The sequence below is a fragment of the Microbacterium sp. Leaf320 genome (assembly GCF_001423485.1).
Classification (GTDB): Bacteria; Actinomycetota; Actinomycetes; order Actinomycetales; family Microbacteriaceae; genus Microbacterium.
This window is the reverse complement of sequence record NZ_LMOD01000005.1, coordinates 252,330-269,951: the sequence shown is the minus strand read 5'-3', so window position 1 is coordinate 269,951 and position 17,622 is coordinate 252,330. Positions and strand designations below refer to the sequence as shown.

General features: G+C 68.1%; 23 protein-coding genes. 12 read left to right on the top strand and 11 right to left on the bottom strand.

From position 1 onward, the window contains the following. The first annotated feature begins 41 nt into the window (after positions 1-41). The 3 genes from glgC (at position 42) to ASF63_RS17225 (ending at position 2,711) form a co-directional block, all read left to right on the top strand. Positions 42-1,283, top strand: a complete 1,242-nt coding sequence (gene glgC, locus ASF63_RS17235) for a glucose-1-phosphate adenylyltransferase (RefSeq protein ID WP_056516943.1) — start codon at positions 42-44, stop codon at positions 1,281-1,283. A gap of 61 nt (positions 1,284-1,344) precedes the next feature. After that, positions 1,345-1,980 (top strand): phosphoserine phosphatase SerB, encoded by a 636-nt coding sequence (gene serB, locus ASF63_RS17230; RefSeq protein ID WP_056516940.1) that lies wholly within the window; start codon positions 1,345-1,347, stop codon positions 1,978-1,980. Between the two features lie 32 nt (positions 1,981-2,012). Further along, positions 2,013-2,711 carry an alpha/beta fold hydrolase gene (locus tag ASF63_RS17225; RefSeq protein ID WP_056516937.1) on the top strand — a complete coding sequence of 233 codons (699 nt, stop codon included), beginning with the start codon at positions 2,013-2,015 and terminating at the stop codon, positions 2,709-2,711. Positions 2,712-2,799: 88 nt separating this feature from the next. On the opposite strand, the gene ASF63_RS17220 is transcribed toward ASF63_RS17225, so the two are convergent. Beyond that, on the bottom strand, positions 2,800-3,507 hold the full coding sequence (locus tag ASF63_RS17220) for a beta-ketoacyl-ACP reductase (protein ID WP_056516934.1): 708 nt from the start codon (positions 3,505-3,507) through the stop codon (positions 2,800-2,802). Between the two features lie 136 nt (positions 3,508-3,643). Between ASF63_RS17220 and ASF63_RS17215 the strand changes: the two genes are divergently transcribed. The 4 genes from ASF63_RS17215 to ASF63_RS17200 all read left to right on the top strand — a co-directional run bounded on the left by ASF63_RS17215 (position 3,644) and on the right by ASF63_RS17200 (position 5,698). After that, positions 3,644-4,276, top strand: a complete 633-nt coding sequence (locus tag ASF63_RS17215) for a DUF4190 domain-containing protein (protein ID WP_056516932.1) — start codon at positions 3,644-3,646, stop codon at positions 4,274-4,276. 65 nt (positions 4,277-4,341) lie between these two features. Then, the gene (locus ASF63_RS17210) at positions 4,342-4,698 is read left to right on the top strand and encodes a DUF3099 domain-containing protein (protein ID WP_056307322.1); all 357 of its coding nucleotides are present in this window, start codon (positions 4,342-4,344) and stop codon (positions 4,696-4,698) included. Then, a complete protein-coding gene (locus ASF63_RS17205; protein ID WP_056516929.1) occupies positions 4,695-4,889 on the top strand; it encodes a hypothetical protein in 195 nt (64 codons plus the stop codon). Before ASF63_RS17210 ends, ASF63_RS17205 begins: the two co-directional genes overlap by 4 nt. Next, the gene (locus ASF63_RS17200) at positions 4,886-5,698 is read left to right on the top strand and encodes an SURF1 family protein (protein WP_056516926.1); all 813 of its coding nucleotides are present in this window, start codon (positions 4,886-4,888) and stop codon (positions 5,696-5,698) included. Before ASF63_RS17205 ends, ASF63_RS17200 begins: the two co-directional genes overlap by 4 nt. A gap of 6 nt (positions 5,699-5,704) precedes the next feature. Here ASF63_RS17200 and ASF63_RS17195 read toward each other — a convergent pair whose 3' ends face one another. The 5 genes from ASF63_RS17195 to ASF63_RS17175 form a co-directional block, all read right to left on the bottom strand. Beyond that, positions 5,705-6,472 (bottom strand): hypothetical protein, encoded by a 768-nt coding sequence (locus ASF63_RS17195; RefSeq protein ID WP_056516923.1) that lies wholly within the window; start codon positions 6,470-6,472, stop codon positions 5,705-5,707. A gap of 3 nt (positions 6,473-6,475) precedes the next feature. Next, complete coding sequence (locus ASF63_RS17190) at positions 6,476-6,910, bottom strand: cupin domain-containing protein (protein WP_056516920.1); 435 nt, start codon at positions 6,908-6,910, stop codon at positions 6,476-6,478. Further along, a complete protein-coding gene (locus ASF63_RS17185) occupies positions 6,907-7,521 on the bottom strand; it encodes a pyridoxamine 5'-phosphate oxidase family protein (RefSeq protein ID WP_235560848.1) in 615 nt (204 codons plus the stop codon). The genes ASF63_RS17190 and ASF63_RS17185 overlap by 4 nt, the downstream gene beginning before the upstream one ends. 36 nt (positions 7,522-7,557) lie before the next feature. Continuing rightward, positions 7,558-9,156: an ABC-F family ATP-binding cassette domain-containing protein gene (locus ASF63_RS17180; RefSeq protein ID WP_056516917.1), complete on the bottom strand. Its 1,599-nt coding sequence runs from the start codon at positions 9,154-9,156 to the stop codon at positions 7,558-7,560. A gap of 93 nt (positions 9,157-9,249) precedes the next feature. Next, the gene (locus tag ASF63_RS17175; protein WP_082478335.1) at positions 9,250-9,552 is read right to left on the bottom strand and encodes a CHY zinc finger protein; all 303 of its coding nucleotides are present in this window, start codon (positions 9,550-9,552) and stop codon (positions 9,250-9,252) included. 111 nt (positions 9,553-9,663) lie between these two features. Between ASF63_RS17175 and ASF63_RS17170 the strand changes: the two genes are divergently transcribed. From ASF63_RS17170 to ASF63_RS17155, 4 genes are all read left to right on the top strand, one after another. Continuing rightward, entirely contained in the window at positions 9,664-10,284 is a 621-nt protein-coding gene (locus tag ASF63_RS17170; RefSeq protein WP_056516914.1) for a DedA family protein, read from the top strand. Positions 10,285-10,289: 5 nt separating this feature from the next. Further along, complete coding sequence (locus tag ASF63_RS17165; RefSeq protein WP_056516911.1) at positions 10,290-11,546, top strand: sensor histidine kinase; 1,257 nt, start codon at positions 10,290-10,292, stop codon at positions 11,544-11,546. Then, entirely contained in the window at positions 11,543-12,214 is a 672-nt protein-coding gene (locus ASF63_RS17160) for a response regulator (protein WP_056516907.1), read from the top strand. The genes ASF63_RS17165 and ASF63_RS17160 overlap by 4 nt, the downstream gene beginning before the upstream one ends. A gap of 109 nt (positions 12,215-12,323) precedes the next feature. Continuing rightward, positions 12,324-13,640 carry an acyltransferase family protein gene (locus tag ASF63_RS17155; RefSeq protein WP_056516904.1) on the top strand — a complete coding sequence of 439 codons (1,317 nt, stop codon included), beginning with the start codon at positions 12,324-12,326 and terminating at the stop codon, positions 13,638-13,640. Here the strand turns inward: ASF63_RS17155 and ASF63_RS17150 are convergent. Genes ASF63_RS17150 through ASF63_RS17140 form a run of 3 tightly spaced genes read right to left on the bottom strand, consistent with a single transcriptional unit; the run spans position 13,587 to position 15,446 of the window. After that, a complete protein-coding gene (locus tag ASF63_RS17150; protein ID WP_056516901.1) occupies positions 13,587-14,180 on the bottom strand; it encodes an energy-coupling factor transporter transmembrane component T family protein in 594 nt (197 codons plus the stop codon). The genes ASF63_RS17155 and ASF63_RS17150 overlap by 54 nt on opposite strands. Further along, complete coding sequence (locus ASF63_RS17145) at positions 14,177-14,869, bottom strand: energy-coupling factor ABC transporter ATP-binding protein (protein ID WP_082478302.1); 693 nt, start codon at positions 14,867-14,869, stop codon at positions 14,177-14,179. The genes ASF63_RS17150 and ASF63_RS17145 overlap by 4 nt, the downstream gene beginning before the upstream one ends. Further along, the gene (locus tag ASF63_RS17140; protein ID WP_056516898.1) at positions 14,859-15,446 is read right to left on the bottom strand and encodes a biotin transporter BioY; all 588 of its coding nucleotides are present in this window, start codon (positions 15,444-15,446) and stop codon (positions 14,859-14,861) included. Before ASF63_RS17140 ends, ASF63_RS17145 begins: the two co-directional genes overlap by 11 nt. A 55-nt stretch (positions 15,447-15,501) precedes the next feature. On the opposite strand from ASF63_RS17140, the gene ASF63_RS17135 reads away from it, so the two are divergent. Then, on the top strand, positions 15,502-16,086 hold the full coding sequence (locus tag ASF63_RS17135) for a TetR family transcriptional regulator (protein WP_056516894.1): 585 nt from the start codon (positions 15,502-15,504) through the stop codon (positions 16,084-16,086). A gap of 48 nt (positions 16,087-16,134) precedes the next feature. Here ASF63_RS17135 and ASF63_RS17130 read toward each other — a convergent pair whose 3' ends face one another. Together ASF63_RS17130 and ASF63_RS17125 are read right to left on the bottom strand one after the other, a co-directional pair. Next, positions 16,135-17,289, bottom strand: coding sequence for a MalY/PatB family protein (locus ASF63_RS17130; protein WP_056516891.1), 1,155 nt, complete (start codon positions 17,287-17,289; stop codon positions 16,135-16,137). Between the two features lie 2 nt (positions 17,290-17,291). Further along, on the bottom strand, positions 17,292-17,621 hold the full coding sequence (locus ASF63_RS17125; protein ID WP_042537580.1) for a metal-sulfur cluster assembly factor: 330 nt from the start codon (positions 17,619-17,621) through the stop codon (positions 17,292-17,294). Position 17,622: the final 1 nt, after the last annotated feature.

Here is a 17,622-nt window from a genome sequence, read left to right as displayed (position 1 = left end):
GATGCTAGTTCGCCGGGCCGATTCGCCTCTATGGTGGGTGCATGTCCGCACCTAAGAAGATCTTCGGCATCATCCTCGCCGGCGGCGAGGGAAAGCGTCTCATGCCTCTCACGGCTGATCGCGCGAAACCTGCAGTGCCCTTCGGCGGACAGTACCGATTGATCGATTTCGCGATCTCGAACCTCATAAACTCCGGCCTTCGCCAGATCGTCGTCCTCACGCAATACAAGTCCCACAGCCTCGACCGCCACATCTCGCAGACCTGGCGCATGTCCGCCCTGCTCGACTCGTACGTGACGTCCGTGCCCGCGCAGCAGCGACTGGGCAAGCGCTGGTTCTCCGGCTCCGCCGACGCGATCCTTCAGAGCCTCAACCTGATCAACGACGAGAAACCGGACATCGTGGTGGTGATCGGTGCCGATCACGTCTACCGCATGGACTTCCGTCAGATGCTCGAGGCGCATATCGAATCCGGCGCGAAGGCCACCGTCGCCGGCATCCGCCAGCCCCTCGCGATGGCCTCGCAGTTCGGCGTGATCGACGCCGACACCGAGACCGGACGCATCAAGCAGTTCCTCGAGAAGCCGACCGACATCGCCGGCCTCGAAGACTCGCCTCACGAGGTGCTCGCATCGATGGGCAACTACATCTTCGACGCCGATGCTCTGATCTCCGCGGTCGAGGCCGACGGCGAATCACCGACCTCCGGGCACGACATGGGTGGCGACATCGTGCCGTACTTCGTCGACCGCGGCGAGGCCGGGTACTACGACATGAAGCAGAACGACGTCCCGGGGTCCTCTCCGCGAGACCGCTCGTACTGGCGCGACGTGGGCACGATCGACTCCTTCTTCGACGCCCACATGGATCTGATCTCGACGCTCCCGATCTTCAACCTCTACAACATGGAGTGGCCGATCCACTCGCAGGCGGTGAACTCGCCGCCCGCCAAGTTCGTGCGCGATTCGGTGGGCCGCATCGGAAACGCGATCGATTCGATCGTGTCGCTCGGATCCGTGCTCTCGGGCACCCACCTGGAGCGCAGCGTCGTCGGTCCGTGGACGCTCGCGGGCGGTGGCTCGACGATCACCGACTCCGTGGTCTTCGACGGGGTGAGAGTCGGTGCGGGGTCCCGCGTTCATCGCGCGATTCTCGACAAGAACGTGGTCCTCGCCGACGGTGCGACGGTGGGCGTCGATCGAGAGCGAGATCTCGCCCGAGGGTTCACCGTGACGGAGTCCGGCATCACCGTGGTCGGCAAGGGCCTGTTCATCGAACGGTGACCGCGTCGTCCTGAGTCGGGGTCGCGCGCCGACCATCACGGCTGTCGATAGGCTCTGAGGCGTGACCTCTGCGCGCTTCCTCGTCGTACTCGATGCTGATTCCACCCTCATCCGCAACGAGGTGATCGAACTGATCGCCGACGAGGCCGGACGTCGTGCCGAGGTGCAGGCCGCGACCGAGGCCGCCATGCGCGGCGAGATCGACTTCGCGACGAGCCTGCGCTCACGCGTGGCCGCTCTCGAGGGCGTTCCCGTGTCGGGTTTCGCCCGGGTGCTCGCCCGCATCGAGCCGACCCCCGGGGTGCGTGAACTCACGGCCGCCGTCCACGCACGCGGCGGTGTCGTCGGCGTCGTCTCGGGCGGCTTCCACGAGATCCTCGACGACGTCGCGCCCGGGCTCGGCGTCGACCGCTGGCGCGCGAACCGCCTCGAAGTCGCGGACGACACCCTCACCGGACGAGTCGACGGCGACATCGTCGACGCGGCGGCCAAGGCCGCGTCGCTGCTGGCCTGGGCGGACGAGCTCGGAGTACCGCGCCACGCGACGATCGCGATCGGCGACGGCGCCAACGATCTGCAGATGATGTCGGTCGCCGGGCTCGGACTCGCGTTCAACGCTAAGCCGGCCGTACGCGCCGCCGCGAGCCTGGTCGTCGGCCCCCAGGACCTGTCCGAGGTCATCGCGCTGCTCCCGTAGCGTATGTCGGTGGCCCGGTCTATCGTCGGGCCATGGACATCATCCTCATCCCGGGCCTCTGGCTCGATGCCTCCAGCTGGAACGACGTCACCGCAGATCTCGAGCGCGCAGGTCACACCGTGCATCCGCTGACGATGCCCGGCGTCGGATCCCCCGCCACCGAGTCATCCGCGATCGGAATCTCCGACTGGGTCGACGCCGCTGTGGCCGCGGTCGATGCAGTCGGCGGGCCCGTCGTGGTCGTCGGGCACAGCGGCGGCGGCAACGTCGCCTGGGGCGTCGCAGATGCGCGCCCAGACGTCGTGACCAGGGCTGTGTTCGTCGACACCGTGCCGCCGCCCTCCGGCTTCGGCATCAGCGAGTTCGAGGTGGTCGACGGCGTGGTGCCCTTCCCCGGCTGGGACTTCTTCCCTGCCGAAGACGTCGACGATCTCGATGACGAGACCCGCGCGCGCACCGCGCCTCTCGCACGAAGCGTGCCGGCCAGAGTGCCCACTGACGAGATCACGCTCGGCCCCGGGGCTCGGCACGCAGTCCCTGTGACCCTGCTCATGGGCAGTATGGACCGAGAGACGCTCGACTCCGAGCTCGAGCAGTGGGGCCCGTACGCCGACGAGTTCCGGGCGATCGCCGACGCCGAGGTCGTGCGCATCGGCTCAGGTCACTGGCCGCAGTTCTCGGTGCCGAGCAGGCTGGCGGACCTCATCGATGCGGCGGTGACCCGCCGCTGACGCAGCGCCCCGCACTCGACTCAGTGCTGCACTCGACTCAGTGCTGTGCTCGACTCAGTGCGGTGCTCGGCTCAGCCCTGCGCTCGACTCAGTGCCCCATCCCGAGTCCGCCGTCCACAGGGATGACGGCGCCGGAGATGTAGCCCGCGTCGTCGCCGGCGAGCCAGGTGACGACGCCCGCGACCTCGTCGGGAGTCGCGAAGCGCCCTGCCGGGATGTTCGCCTTGTACTGCTTCTGCGTCTCTTCGGGGAGTTCCGCCGTCATGTCGGTCTCGATGAAGCCGGGCGCGACGACGTTGGCGGTGATGCCGCGGCCGCCCAGCTCGCGCGTCAGCGATCGGGCGAAGCCCACGAGCGCGCTCTTCGACGCCGAATAGTTCACCTGGCCCGCCGAGCCATACAGGCCGACGACGCTGGAGATCAGGATCACGCGGCCGAAGCGCGCACGGAGCATCCCCTTCGAGGCGCGCTTGACGACGCGGAACGTGCCGCCGAGGTTGGTCGCGACGACGCTGTCGAAGTCGTCCTCGCTCATCCGCAGCAGAAGAGTGTCCTTGGTGATACCCGCGTTCGCGACGACGATCTCGACCGGTCCGAGCTGCTGCTCCACCTCGGTGAACGCGGCATCGAGTGCAGCGGCGTCGGTGACATCGGCGCGGACCGTCAGTGTGCCTTCGGGACCTTCACCGCTGCGCGCCGTGACGGCGACGCGGTATCCGTCGCGGACGAATCGTTCGGCGATCGCACGGCCGATGCCGCGATTGCCGCCGGTGACGAGGACGACGCGAGAACTCATTTTCCACTCCTGATCTGGCCGGTGGGGTCGGGGCCGGGTCGTCATCGATCCTACCGATGATGCCGTGACTCGATCGGGTGCGCGTTTGACAGCCCCTGCCCCGGCTGGGACGCTGATCTCGACGAAAGGCCTCACCGTGAGCGACAACAGCATCCCCACCCCTCCGGGCGGACAGCAGCGGACGCCGCCCCCGGCGCCGCCGGCAGCGCCCTACCAGTCGGCCCCGTCGGCTCCGCAGAGTCCGGCGTACCCCGTCGCCCCCGCACCGTCGTACCCCGCCGCCGCGCCGACGCAGTCCTACCCTGGTGCAGCGCCGTCGTTCGCACCCGGACAGCAGCCCTACGGCGCGGCGCCGGCACAGCAGCCCTACGGAGCCGCCGTCCAGCCCTACGGCGCAGCCCCGCAGCAGTACGGCGCCCCCGCTCCGGGTCAGCCCGGTGCGGGATACCCGACCTACGCCGCTCCGATCTATCCGCCTGCGCGCCCGACGAGCGGACTCGCCGTCACCTCGCTCATCTGCGGGATCGCGGGCATCGTCCTGTTCTGGGCGCTCATCCCGCTGCTCGCTTCGATCGTCGCCGTCATCACCGGCCACATGGCGCTGCGCCAGACGAAGGCGAACCCGGCGATCGGTGGTCGCGGCATGGCCTTCGCCGGCCTGATCATGGGCTACATCATGGTCGGCTTCCTGGTGATCACCATCGTCATGACCATCATCAGTTTCGTGTTCTTCGGCGCCTTCACACTGCCGTTCATCTTCTCCTCCTGACGCGCGCCTCTCTGAGCCGGTGTGGGCGCGCCGTCGCGCCCACACCGGCGTAGGCTGGAGTCATCGTGAAGAGCAAGCACCCGGTCCCTGCTGTCACCTCCCTGCCGCAGTCGCCGCAGGACGAGGCAGACCACCGCGTGCGCCGATACGTCCTCACGATGGCGATCAGAATCGTGTGCTTCGCGTTGATGATGTTCATCCAGCCCTATGGCTGGTACACCTGGGTCTTCGCTCTCGCTGCTGCCGTGCTGCCCTATATCGCGGTCGTCTTCGCGAACGCCGGCAGCGACAGCACCGAGACCATCGCAGAGTCGCCCGTGCAGGAGCTCGAAGCTCCCGCGCCGGCCGAGACGCTCCCGGTCGTACCGGAGGCCGCCCCCGGCGTGTTCACCATCCACGAAAGCCGCCAGGATCGCGAGTGAGTGAACTGGAGTGCTCGCGGGCCGGATGCCGGAACACCGCGACCATGCAGGTGGTGTGGCGCAATCCGCGCATCCACGCCGCTGACCGCGAGAAGATCTGGCTCGCCTGCGCTGACCATGTCGGCTTCCTCCGTGACTACCTTGCAGCAAGGGACTTCCCCGTGACCGTGAGAGATGGTGTCCCCTCATGAGCGCCCGAATGGGTCGATGGACCGTGTACGTGCTGGTCGCGATCGGCTTCGCGATCGCCTGCGCCTTCCTGTCCAACTGGCAGTTCGACCGGAACGAGACAAGATCCGAGCAGATCGCTCTGGTCGAGAAGAACTACGACGCGGATCCCGTGCCGCTCGCCGACCTCATCGGCACCGACGGATCACTCGATCCCGGTGATGTGTGGCACCCGGTCGTGCTCACCGGCGAGTACGTCGCCGATGAGCAGCTTCTCGTGCGCAACCGCCCGCACGGCGGCACGAGCGCCTTCGAAGTACTGGTCCCTTTCCGTGACGTCGACGGGCGGGTGTTCATCGTCGACCGCGGGTGGGTGCCACCAGGAGACGGGGATTCCGCCGACGCCGTTCCTGCTCCCCCGGCGGGCGAGGTCGAGGTCATCGTGCGACTGCGTCCGGGCGAGCAGCTTCCGGCATCCGGACGAGGCGCGCCCGAAGGCCAGGTACCGACGATCAACCTCCCCTCGATCGCCGAGCTGGTCGACGGCGATGTGATCACGAGCGCTTATGGGCAGATCGTCAGCGAGGATCCGGCAGGAGAAGGCACGCTGGGCGGCTTCGGCTCCCCCACCGACGACCCTGGTCCGCATCTGTCCTACGCGATCCAATGGATCCTGTTCGCACTCATGGGGTTCGTGTTCATCGGCTACATCATCCGCACCGAGATCGTGAAGCACCGTGAAGAGGTCGAGGGCGTTCCCGCTCCGGTCAAGAAGTCTCGGCGCCGCGACAGGGATGCGGATGTCGAGGACGAGCTCCTCGACGCGCGCTGACGCGCCTCAGCACCAGGCCCTCACCTCGGAGATGACGGCTGTCTTGGGATATCCACCAGACGGAGCGCCGATCTCGAAGAGATCGATCAGGAGCATCATCGGATAGTCCGGAGACTGCGCGATGCGCCGCAGCACGCGCCCCTCGCAGCCGATCACCGTCTCACCGTCGCCCCAGATGACGGTCCAGGTGTGCATCTCGCTCGCGTCGAACGGAAGCACCACTTCGGCCATGTCGGTCATGAGGCTCGGGTCATGGTGGGCCTTGATACCGGTCCGCGCTCGTGTCGTCGTCGAGATGGCGTCGGCGTCGATCTCGAAGATGCAGATCTCGCCCGCGTCTTCCTCGGAGCGCTGCTCCGTGCCTACCAGCCAGGCTGCGAGCATGCATCCCTCGTCGGTGGTGGCAGCGACCGTCAGATCGATCCGTCCACGGGTCGGAGCGAACAACTGGCGCGACGGCATCTCTGTGCGCACCTCGAGACCGTCCGGACGATGCCGATGAGTCCCCCGCGTCGACCCGATGGCTCCGGAGAAGACCGCGGTCTGCACATTCGACACGCGGAGCGGCGCATCTTCTTCCCGCCAATCGAGCTGGTCGCTCTCGATTCGCAGTTGCAGGCCCGCCTCGACGATCGAATACCGCGCCTGCGACCGCTCCGGCACGGTCCACTGCGGGAGGTAGTGGGCGATCCACCTCTCCTCGTCGAGCCCTCGAGAGAAGTCGTCGATGAAAACCGGTGCGTGGTGCGGTGGAGGCGCGAGAGTCTCATCCATCGGTCAGTCCGCCCACGGCATCGCTCTCTCGGGAAGACGGGAGCTGTCGTCGGGGAGGTGCGGAAGCTCTGCGCCGCCGGCTCGGATGCAGAGCCAGCGCAGTTCGCCGGTGCTGTCGGGTCGAGCGCGCCAGGTGCGGGCGACGTCCTGTCCGACGCGGATCACTGTGCCGGGACCGACCTCGACGACCTCGTCGTCCAGCCCCATCTGTCCTCGACCGTCGAGGAAGACGTACAGTTCCTCGACGCGGGAGTGGACGTGCCAGTAGCCTGCCTCCTCACCAGGGGCGAGAGCATTCGCGGTGAGACCGATGTACTGCATCGTCAGCTCGTGATCGACGACCCGGCGTCCGTCGCGCGAACGCGCCGCATCGAACCCGCCATGATGCTCGCGCCACTCATCGAGGGCACCGATCTCGATGACCTGGAAGCCCTTCACGCTTCTCGACCTTCCGTCACCCGATCCGTGGCACCGCCCATGATGGTCCGTGACCACCCTTCACCCACCGCGTCGTAGACCACACGCGTATGACGTCGGTCTCTCGATCCCTGCCAGAACTCGACCCGCGTGGGGATCAGTCGCCAGAGCGTCCAGTCACCGGCCGCGATATCGGCACGCGCCGATGCAGAGCGCGCGGCGAGGTCGGCCGCGCTCTCCTCGGCCGTCGCCTCTTCGACGCGTCCGCGCACTCTCACCGCACGCACCTGGGGCTGCCACCAGAAGTTCAACGCCGCCGCGGGTACGGCGGCGAGCTGCGCGCCCTTGCGAGAGGATCTCGTGCTGGCGAACGCCCACCCGCGCTCGTCGATCCTCTTCAGGATGAGCGTGCGGGCATCGGGGACACCGTTCGCGTCCACGGTCGCAAGGGTGACGGTGTGCGGCTCCGCCACGCCCGCGTCAGATGCTTCGCGCAGCCAGCGGGCGAAGAGCGCGCTCGGTTGCTCGGGCAGCGCACCGATATCCCAGACCGGGGCGACCCCGGTGAGAGCGTGCCTGCCTTTCAACCACTCGTTGAGCGAGAGAAGGTCCAGTTCCTGTTCGTCCGTCACGCTCTCGACTATGCCACCGACTGCGGACGGCGCAGGTCAGGCGAGCTCGATGAGGTCCTGGTACTCCTGGCTCCAGAGATCCTCGACGCCGTCCGGCAGGATCAGCACGCGCTCGGGATTGAGCGACTGCACCGCTCCCGGGTCGTGCGAGACGAGCACGACAGCGCCCTCGTAATGCGCGAGAGCGCCGAGGATCTCCTCGCGCGAGGCGGGGTCGAGGTTGTTCGTGGGCTCGTCGAGCAGCAGCAGGTTGGCCGACGACACCACGAGGGTCGCCAGAGAGAGACGGGTCTTCTCGCCTCCGGAGAGCACTCCGGCGGGCTTCAGCACATCATCGCCCGTGAACAGGAACGAGCCGAGCACCCTGCGCGCTTCCATCTCGGTGATGTGCGGTGCGGCCGACACCATGTTCTCGAGGACCGATCTATTCACATCGAGGTTCTCGTGCTCCTGCGCGTAGTACCCGACCTTCAGGCCGTGTCCCGGCTCGAGCTGGCCGGTGTCGGGCTGGTCGACCCCCGCGAGCATGCGCAGCAGCGTCGTCTTGCCCGCGCCGTTCAGCCCGAGCACGACGACCTTCGAACCGCGGTCGATCGCGAGGTCGACATCCGTGAAGATCTCGAGTGAGCCGTAGGACTTCGAGAGTCCGGTCGCCATCATCGGGGTCTTGCCGCAGGGAGCCGGCTTCGGGAAGCGCAGCTTTGCGACGCGGTCTTCCTGGCGGACGTCGTCGAGGCCGGCGAGCAGCTTGTCGGCACGCGCGATCATCTGATGAGCGGCAGCGGCCTTCGACGCCTTCGCCCCGAAGCGGGCCGCCTGCAGCTGCAGGGTCGTGGCCTTCTTCTCAGCGTTGGCGCGTTCCTTCTTACGGCGCTCCTCGTCGGCCACCCGCTGACGCAGGTAGTTCTTCCAGTTCATGTTGTAGGTGTCGATGATCTGGCGGTTCGCGTCGAGGTAGAAGACGCGGTTGACGGTTTCGCCGACGAGCTCGACATCGTGACTGATCACGATCAGCCCGCCCTTGTAGTTCTTGAGGAACTCACGCAGCCACACCACGCTGTCGGCGTCGAGGTGGTTGGTCGGCTCGTCGAGGATCATGGTCTCGGCATCGGAGAACAGGATGCGGGCCAGCTCGATGCGACGGCGCTGACCACCGGACAGCGTCGACAGCGGCTGGTCGAGGATGCGGTCGGGCAGCGACAGGTTGTTCGCGATGGATGCCGCCTCAGCCTCAGCGGCGTACCCACCCTGCCCTTCGAACTCCTCGGTCAGGCGCGCGTAGCGCTTCATCGCCTTCTCGGCGACCGCGGGGTCGTCTGATCCCATCGCGAGTGCTGCTTCGGCCATCCCGAGGTTGAGCTGACCGAGTCCGCGCGCGTCGAGGATGCGGGTGCGTGCGAGGTCTTCGGGGTTGCCCGAACGGGGATCCTGCGGAAGATAGCCGAGCTCACCCGACCGGGTCACGCTGCCGCCCGACGGGAGGACGTCACCGGCGAGCACCTTGGTGAGCGTGGTCTTGCCTGCACCGTTGCGGCCGACGAGACCGATCTTGTCTCCGTCGCTCACACGGAACGACACGTTCTCCATAAGGAGGCGTGCGCCCACGCGGATCTCGAGTTCGTGCACGGCAAGCACAGGCGGGATGTCCGTTCTTTCAAGGGGAAGCGGCCGAGGGGCCAAACTCCCAGTATAGATCGCTCGGCTGGGCGTTCAGTCGACGTACCGCGTTCAGTCGAAGTAGAGATCGTGGTGCAGCCGGCATCCCGGATTGAAACCGGCCGAGCACTCAGGACACCCCTGTGCGTCGAGGTAGGCGTGGATGCTCAGCTTCGCCCCGCACACACCGCACAGGACAGCCGGCGTCGCACGCTGACCCCGCGCCCACTGCCGCGCCTCGTGATCAGCGACCTCCTCGTGGCACAGATGGCACGGGTACCAGTCACCGCAGCAGGCGAACGCGATCGCGATGACGTCGAGAGCACCGCGATAGTGCTCGCAGCGCGTCTCGCCGTCGACCACGAGCCCATGCACCGTGATCTCGCCGACGCGCGTCGGGCGGTCGGTCGATCTACCTCTCAGGGGGGATGCGGTCGATACCTCAGGGTGATGCCCCACGTGCCACCTGCTTCCTAGCCTTCTGGGGTGGATGTTATCAACGAGCTCATCATGCAGACCGTCGCATCGCCCTGGCTGTACGTCGTGCTGCTCGCGGTGACCGTCGTCGACGGGTTCTTCCCGCCGGTGCCGAGCGAGACGGTCCTCGTCGCCGCGGCGGCGGTGCTGGCGTCGACGGGTGAGTTCTGGGCACTGATCCCCCTGGGCCTGATCGCCGCGCTGGGCGCCGCGATCGGCGACAACATCGCGTTCGCCCTCGGACGGCGCCTGGGCACCACCCGATGGGCCTGGATGCGTCGCCCGCGAGTGGCGGCCGCATTCGCCCACGCCGAAAGCGCACTCGAGCAGCGCAGCGCCGCCCTCATCCTCGGCGCCCGCTACATCCCCGTCGGTCGGGTCGCCGTGAACATGTCCGCCGGCGCCCTCCGATTCTCGTGGCGACGGTTCCTTCCGCTGAGCGTCGTGGCAGGAGTCAGCTGGAGCGCACTGAGCCTCGCCATCGGACTGCTCGCCGGTTCGTGGGTCACCGAGCAGCCGCTGCTCAGCGCCGGGATCGGGATCGCCGTGGCGCTCGTCATCGGGCTCGTGATCGACCGAGTCGCAGCCGCCCGTCGGCGACGTGCTCCCCTTGCACAGCTGGCAGGATGACAGTCATGGCACGTCGTCGGCCGCGCATCGAGCGCGCTCCCCGCATCAGCCGCCGCACCGCCTCCGTGGCGGCGCTCGGTGCGGCGTGCATCGTGCTGTTCTCGGTGCTGGTGCCGATCCAGACCGTTCTCTACGGCACGTCCCTCCCCCTGTCGTTCATCCTGGCCGCGGCCCTCTGCGGATCACCTCTGTTGGCTTTGACACACCCCCGTTGGGCGATCGCGGCGTTCTGCGCGTCCGCCTTCACCCTTCCCCTGCTCGTGGTCCCGACGCTCGCCACCGAGTCGCCCTGGCCGTGGTCGGTGCCCGCCCTCCTGACCTTCGTGCTCTTCGTCGGCGTCATGGCCTTCATGCACGGTGCCAGGCTCGGCGCCTTCCCTCTCGTGATCGGTGCCGTCCTCTCTCTCACGGCTCCCCTGCTGCGCCCGGAGATCGTCGCCACCGCGCCCACGGCCGGCAGCACGACCGCCGACATGATCGTCACCACTTCCGTGGCCGCGGCGATGTTCCTGGTCGCCGTCCTGGTCGCCGGTCGGGTGCGCGTGTCGGCCGAGCTCACGCGCGAGCGCGAGCACTCCGCCCTCGAGGAATCCCGCCGGGGACTCGTCGAGGAGCGCACACGCATCGCCCGTGAGCTTCACGACGTGATCGCACACAGCATGTCGGTGATCCAGGTGCAGGCATCCACCGCGCGATATCGGCTTCCCGAGATCGGCGACGCGGCATCCGCCGAGTTCGACAGCATAGCGGCGACCGCACGGGCGTCCCTCACCGAGATGCGACGGATGCTCGGCGTCCTGCGCACCGAGGATCAGACCGCCGAGCTCGCCCCGCAGCAGGACATCGATGACATCCCCGCACTCGTCGACACCATGCGACGAGCCGGAGTGACCGTCGGGCTGGAGATCACCGGGGCCGTCGCGGACGCACCGCAGGCCGTGCAGATCGCCGCGTTCCGCATCGCACAGGAGGCGCTGAGCAACGCTGTGCGGCACGCGTCCGGCGCGCCGGTGACCGTCCGGGTGCAGGCGGACGCCGACGCGATCAGCATCCGCGTGCGCAACGGCCGTACCTCCGCTCCTCCTGCAGCGACCGGCGGCGGATACGGACTCCGCGGTATGCGCGAGCGCGTCGAACTGCTCGGCGGCACCTTCACGGCGGGACCCATCACCGACGGCGGCTGGGAGGTGGCGGCGTCCCTGCCGCTGCGCGACCCGGATCCGCGCACCGACCCCACTGCATCCCTGGAGGAGACCCCGTGACCATCAGCGTCCTCATCGCCGACGACCAGGCCATGGTCAGAGCAGGCTTCGCGGCACTCCTCGACGCCCACGAGGGCATCCGCGTCGTGGGTCAGGCGGCGAACGGCGCCGACGCCGTCACCCTCGCAGCCCGCCTCGACCCGGACGTCATCCTGATGGACGTGAGGATGCCGGAGGTCGACGGGATCGAGGCGACACGGCGCATCCTGGGACCCGGGTATCCCGCGGCCCACGTGCCCCGCATCCTCATGCTCACGACCTTCGACATCGATGACTACGTCTACGACGCCCTGGAAGCAGGCGCAAGCGGATTCCTGCTGAAGGATGCTCTCCCCGAAGAACTCGTCCATGCCGTGCGCGTGGTCGCGGGCGGCGACGCGCTGCTCGCGCCGAGCGTCACCCGGCGGATGATCGAGCAGTTCGCCGGTCGCCGGCCGCGCACGCCTCGGGCAGCCGCCGCGCTGGCCGACCTCACCGAACGCGAACGCGAGGTGCTGGTGCTCATCGGCGGCGGTCGATCGAACAGCGAGATCGCAGGCGACCTCTTCATCGCCGAGCAGACGGTCAAGACTCACGTCGGCAAGGTGCTCGCCAAGCTCGGGCTGCGCGACCGCGTGCACGCCGTGATCCTCGCCTACGACACCGGGCTCGTCGAGCCTGCGTCGTGAACGTCGGCGAGACATCACCCCTCGGTAGGGGTGCGAACAGCCCCACGGGTTGATCCGCGACCCGACATCGTCTTCATACGCTCCTCGGACACCCATCCGAGGAGGAACGATGACCATCGTCGAGACACCCCCGCTCACCGCTCAGCACGCTCCGATGCCGAGTGGTCGAGACACCGCGATCGACTTCCTGCGTGCAGTCTGCGTCGTCGGCGTCGTGCTGCTGCACGCGATCATGGTGGGTGTCACCGTGGTCGACGGCGCCCCCGTCTTCGAGAACGCCAGCGACGGCACCGCGTGGATCATGCCGGTGAGCTGGATGCTGCAGGTCATGCCGCTGTTCTTCATCATCGGCGGCTTCGCGGGCTTTTTGGCCCACCGGCGGCAGCGAGAGCGCGGCGGCACCGCGTCCGGCTTCGTGGCAGCTCGTGTACACCGACTCCTCCGGCCGGCCGTGTTCGCGATCGGGATCGTGGGCATGGCTCTCGCGATGCTGAGCCTCGCCGGGGTGCCTGCGGAGCTCGTGGTGATCGCCGGTTTCCGCTACGGTCAGCCGCTCTGGTTCCTCGGCGTCTTCCTGCTCTGCCAGGCCCTGCTGCCGATGCTGGCGAGTGCGCATGACAGGGCGCCGAAGGCGATGCTGGCGGCGCTGGTGGCGGCATCACTCGCTGTCGACGGGCTCCGAGCACTGTCGGGTGTCGACGGCCTGGGGTTCCTCAACCTCGCCTTCGTGTGGCTCGCACTGCAGCAGATCGGATTCTTCCTCGCGGATGGAACGATCGAGCGTCTGAGCAGGCGCTGCAGAGCCCTCTGCGGCGCGGCGGCGGCCGCAGTGCTCGTCGCGACGTTCGTCAGCGGCATCTACTCCCCCGACCTGATCGCGAACATCAACCCGCCCACCGGAGCGCTCCTGCTCGTCGGCGTAGTGCATCTGAGCGCCGTGTCGTTGTTCCGCGGCCGCATCGAGACGTTCAGCCGCCGCCCACGGGCGGCCGCCTTAGCCGTGTTCATCAACCGTCGCACCATGACGATCTACCTCTGGCACATGCCGGTGCTTCTCGGCATGGCCGGGCTCTCGGCCGTCGCGGCGCTGATGACGGGCCTGGCGCTCCCCGAACCGAGCAGCGTCGCCTGGTGGATCACGCGTCCGCTCTGGCTCGCGGCCGCACTCGCCCTCACCGCTGCGGTGGCCGTCACGCTCACCCGATTCGAGACCCGACCGTCTCCCCTGCTCACGGAGTCGCCTCGCCGCGTGATCGGCGCCGTGGCCGCGGGGCTCACAGCCGTCGTCTTGCCGCTCGTACTCGGAACGACTGTGCTGACCGCGGCCGTCGGGGTCTGCGGGATGCTCTGGGCGCTTCGACTGGCTCGGCGCTCACACCAGACCGCGAGCGGCGAGAGCATCGCCCACGTCGTCCGCGTGGCGTAGCGTGCGAACGAGAAGGGGAACGACGCCCCAAAGCCCCGGCCGAACCCCTCGCGCCCGCTGCGCGTCCCTGACCTCGTGGGCGAACGATGCCACGACCGGAATCATCGTGATCGTGAGCGAGATCGTCATCGAGACGGCGTCCGCGTCGAGACCGAGACGCCGCAACGGGCGGAGCATGCGCTGCAGCACACCGAGCAGATCGCCCATTCGCGTCGTGATCGTGAGCAGCGAGGCGAGCAGGACGAGCGAGAGGACGCGTGCGGTGCTGATCCAGGCCACAAGTGGCGAGACGAAGATCCAGAGCGCTCCTCCGAGCACGAGCACGAGCCAGCGGAGGCGCCACACTTCGGCTGCCAGCACACGCAGCGGCAGGCGGGCGGGGGCGAAGAGCGCGCAGACACCGCTCACGGTGACGCCGACACTCCAGGCATCATGCGGATACGCGGACAGCCCGATCGCGAGTGCGGCGAAGATCGCGAGCTTGGCCCCCGCGGGCATCCGATGGAAGATGCTCGTGCCCGGCCTGTAGGTCTGGATCATCGGCACAGGTTCCGGTAGGCCGTGATCACGGCGCCCGGCTCGCCGGCCGCCACGACAGCTCCGTCGTCGAACAGGACCGCGTGGTCGCAGCGTGCCGCGAGGTCGAGATCGTGCGTGACGATGACGACCTGTGCCGTCTGGGCGAGCAGGAGGCCGGCGATGCGCCCGGCATTGCGCAGATCGAGCAGGGTCGTCGGCTCATCCGCGACGATCAGCTCCGGTTGCGTGATCAGCACTGACGCGAGTGCGAGGAGCTGCTTCTGACCGCCTGAGAGTTCCGATACCGCGACGTCCGCCCGCTCAGCGAGTCCGTGCTCAGCGAGCGCATCGGCGACCCGCGCATCGATCTCTGCCCTGGGCCGGCCGCGCAGCGAGAGCGCAAGGTCCTCGGCCGGGGTCGGCATCAGGAGCTGGGCCTGCGGATCGGTGAACACGAATCCGACGCGGCGCCGCAATGCGGTGACGTCACGTCGCGTGTCGAGGCCGTGCACGTTCACCCTCCCCGACGTGGGCACGACGAGCCCGTTGAGAAGCCTGGCGAAGGTCGATTTACCCGATCCGTTCGCGCCGATGACCGCGATGCGCGCGGCAGTGAGATCGACGCTGACATCGCGCAGGATCCGTCGGCCATCGCGCTCGACGGTCACCCCGTTGAGCGCGATGCGCGCGTGACTCGTCTCAGAGCGCACGGACCGGTGCGGGCGCGAGGGCCGCCCGAGCGTCGAAAGCCCTCGGGTAGGCGCGCCGCAGTGCGAGTGTCAGCGCCACAGCTGCTGCGGCTTTGAGGAGATCCCCCGGCAGGAACACGAGGGCGGCCACGGCCGTCGGCGCGAGGTCGAGGCCGAGGACGAGCGCTGTGATGGGGATCCCGCACAGATAGACGACCAGGATGCCGCCGACCACGGTGCCGAGCGCGATGCGCCACCACGTGAGCCTGCCCCGGTGCACGATCAGTCCGATCACGACGACTCCGGCCACCCACCCGAGCAGGTACCCGGCGGTGGGACCGACGAACACGCCGAGCCCACCGCGTCCTCCTGCGAGAACCGGAAGACCGACGGCCGCGAGGGCGAGCACGAGCAGGATCGAGAGCGGAGCGAGCCGCGGGCCGAGAACGGCGCCGGCGAGCATCACGCCGAGAGTCTGCGCGGTGATGGGCACCCCGCCGGGGATCGGTATCGTCACCATCCCGAGCACCACGATGAGGGCGGCGAAGATCGCCACTCTGGCCAGTTCGCGACCGAGGTCGCCTCGCTGCTGCGTCATATCCGACACCTTCCTGAACACTGTTCACCTGAACGGTGTTCACTATAGTGAGAACATGAGCCCCGATCACAACTCGACCCGCCATGATCGCGACGGTGTCGCTCGGGCAGCCCTGGCGCTCCTCGACGAGGTCGGGCTCGCCGACCTCTCGATGCGCAGGATCGCGAGCAGGCTGGATGTCCAGCCGAGCGCGCTCTACTGGCACTTCACGAGCAAACAGGAGCTGCTCGCCGACCTCGCCGACCGCATCACCTCGACCATCCCGCGTGATGACGCCGATGTGCTGACGACAGCGCGCAGCATCCGCGACGCCCTGTTCACGTATCGCGACGGCGCAGAACTCGTGCTCAGCACGTACGCACTGCAGCTCGGCTCCTCGCAGGCGCAGACGGCGCTCGAAGACTCTCTGCATCGCGTGGGAGCCGAAGACGCCCCGGAGCGAGCGGTCGCCCTCCTGCACTTCATCCTCGGTCACGCGACGCTCGTGCAGCAGCGCATGCACGCCGACAGCCACGGCGCCCTCCCCGGAGGCGACGCGGTCGACGTCACCGCGGGGCTGGATCGGATCTTCGACCTCGGCGTGACAGCACTGGCGAGAGACACAGTAGACGACGAGGCGGGCGATCGACGGCTCCGGTGACGCCTTCGCCTATCGCGTTGTCACCTCCGCGCAGTCACCTCTGCACGGTCACCTCTCCACAAGCGCCGCGATGCGCTCGACGGCTTCGGTGATGATCTCAGGGCTCGTGCCGAAGTTCAGACGCACGTACCCCGCTCCTTCGTCTCCGAAGGCCGGGCCGAAGTGCAGCGCGACCCTGGCCTCCTTGAGGATGCGGCGCGCCGGGTTCTCGCCCCACCCGAGCCCCGAGAGATCGATCCAGGCGAGATAGCCCGCGTCCGGCATCCGGTAGCGCGCCTCGGGAAGTTTCGAGGCCAGCAGATCTTCGAGCAGCACTCGATTCGCATCGAGCGTCCTCAGCAGTCCGTCGAGCCATTCATCGCTCTCCTCCGAGAACGCGGCGACGGCGGCGAGGAGGCCGAACTGCCCGGTGCGCCAGACGACCTCGATCGGCAGGCCACGCACGACCTCGCTCGTAGCGTCGGATGCCGTCACCATCAGTGCGCATTTGAGGCCTGCGAGGTTGAAGGCCTTGCTGGCGCTGACGACCGCGAATCCGACCCGCTCGGCGGCCTCACCGGTTTCGAGGAACGGCGTGAAGCCGGTGCCCGGCTGCGCCAGCGGCGCATGGATCTCGTCAGAGATCACGGACGCGCCGAACTCATCGGCGATCTCGGCCAATGCGGCGAGAGAGTCGCGGCTGTGGACGGTCCCGGTCGGATTGTGCGGGTTGCAGAGCAGGATGGCGGTCGCGCCGCCTTCGAACGCGGCACGGATGCCGTCGAGGTCGAGTTCCCACGCCGTGCCTGTGTCGCGCAGCGGAACGCGCGAGACCTCGGCGCCCGCCTCGGCGACCAGATCGTAGAACGGCGGATACACGGGTGGCGTGATGACGACGCGCTCCCCCGGCTGGGTGACGCGACGGAGGATCTCCACGATGCCCATGCTCACGTCCGCCGTGCTGCGCATGCGTGCAGGATCTACGTTCCATCCGAATCGCCGACGGGCGAATGCAGCGTACGCGGATGGCAGCGGCGTCCGCGACGCGATGTACCCGGTGTCCCCCGTCTCGACGGCGCGGCTGAGCGCCGCCGAGATCGCGGGCGCGAGGGGGAAGTCGGTCTCCGCGACGAACAGCGGAAGCACATCGGCGGGATACTCCCGCCACTTCTCGCTGCTGCGCTCGCGGAGCTCGGCCAGAGGCAGAGCCTTGACCTCGAGCATCCTCAGATGGCGAAGCCGAGGGCGCGCATCATGTCGCGGCCGTCGTCGGTGATCTTCTCCGGACCCCACGGCGGCATCCACACCCAGTTGATGCGAAAGCGGTCGACGACGCTGTCCAGAGCCTGTGCGGTCTGGTCTTCGAGGACGTCGGTCAGGGGGCAGCCGGCACTGGTCAGTGTCATGTGGATGACGAGAGCATCGTTCTCGTCATCCCATGCGAGGTCGTAGATGAGACCGAGGTCGACGACGTTGATCCCGAGCTCCGGGTCCATGACGTCTTTGAGAGCCTCGGTGACCTCGTCGTACTTCTCGTCCGTGAGGGTGGCTGTCATG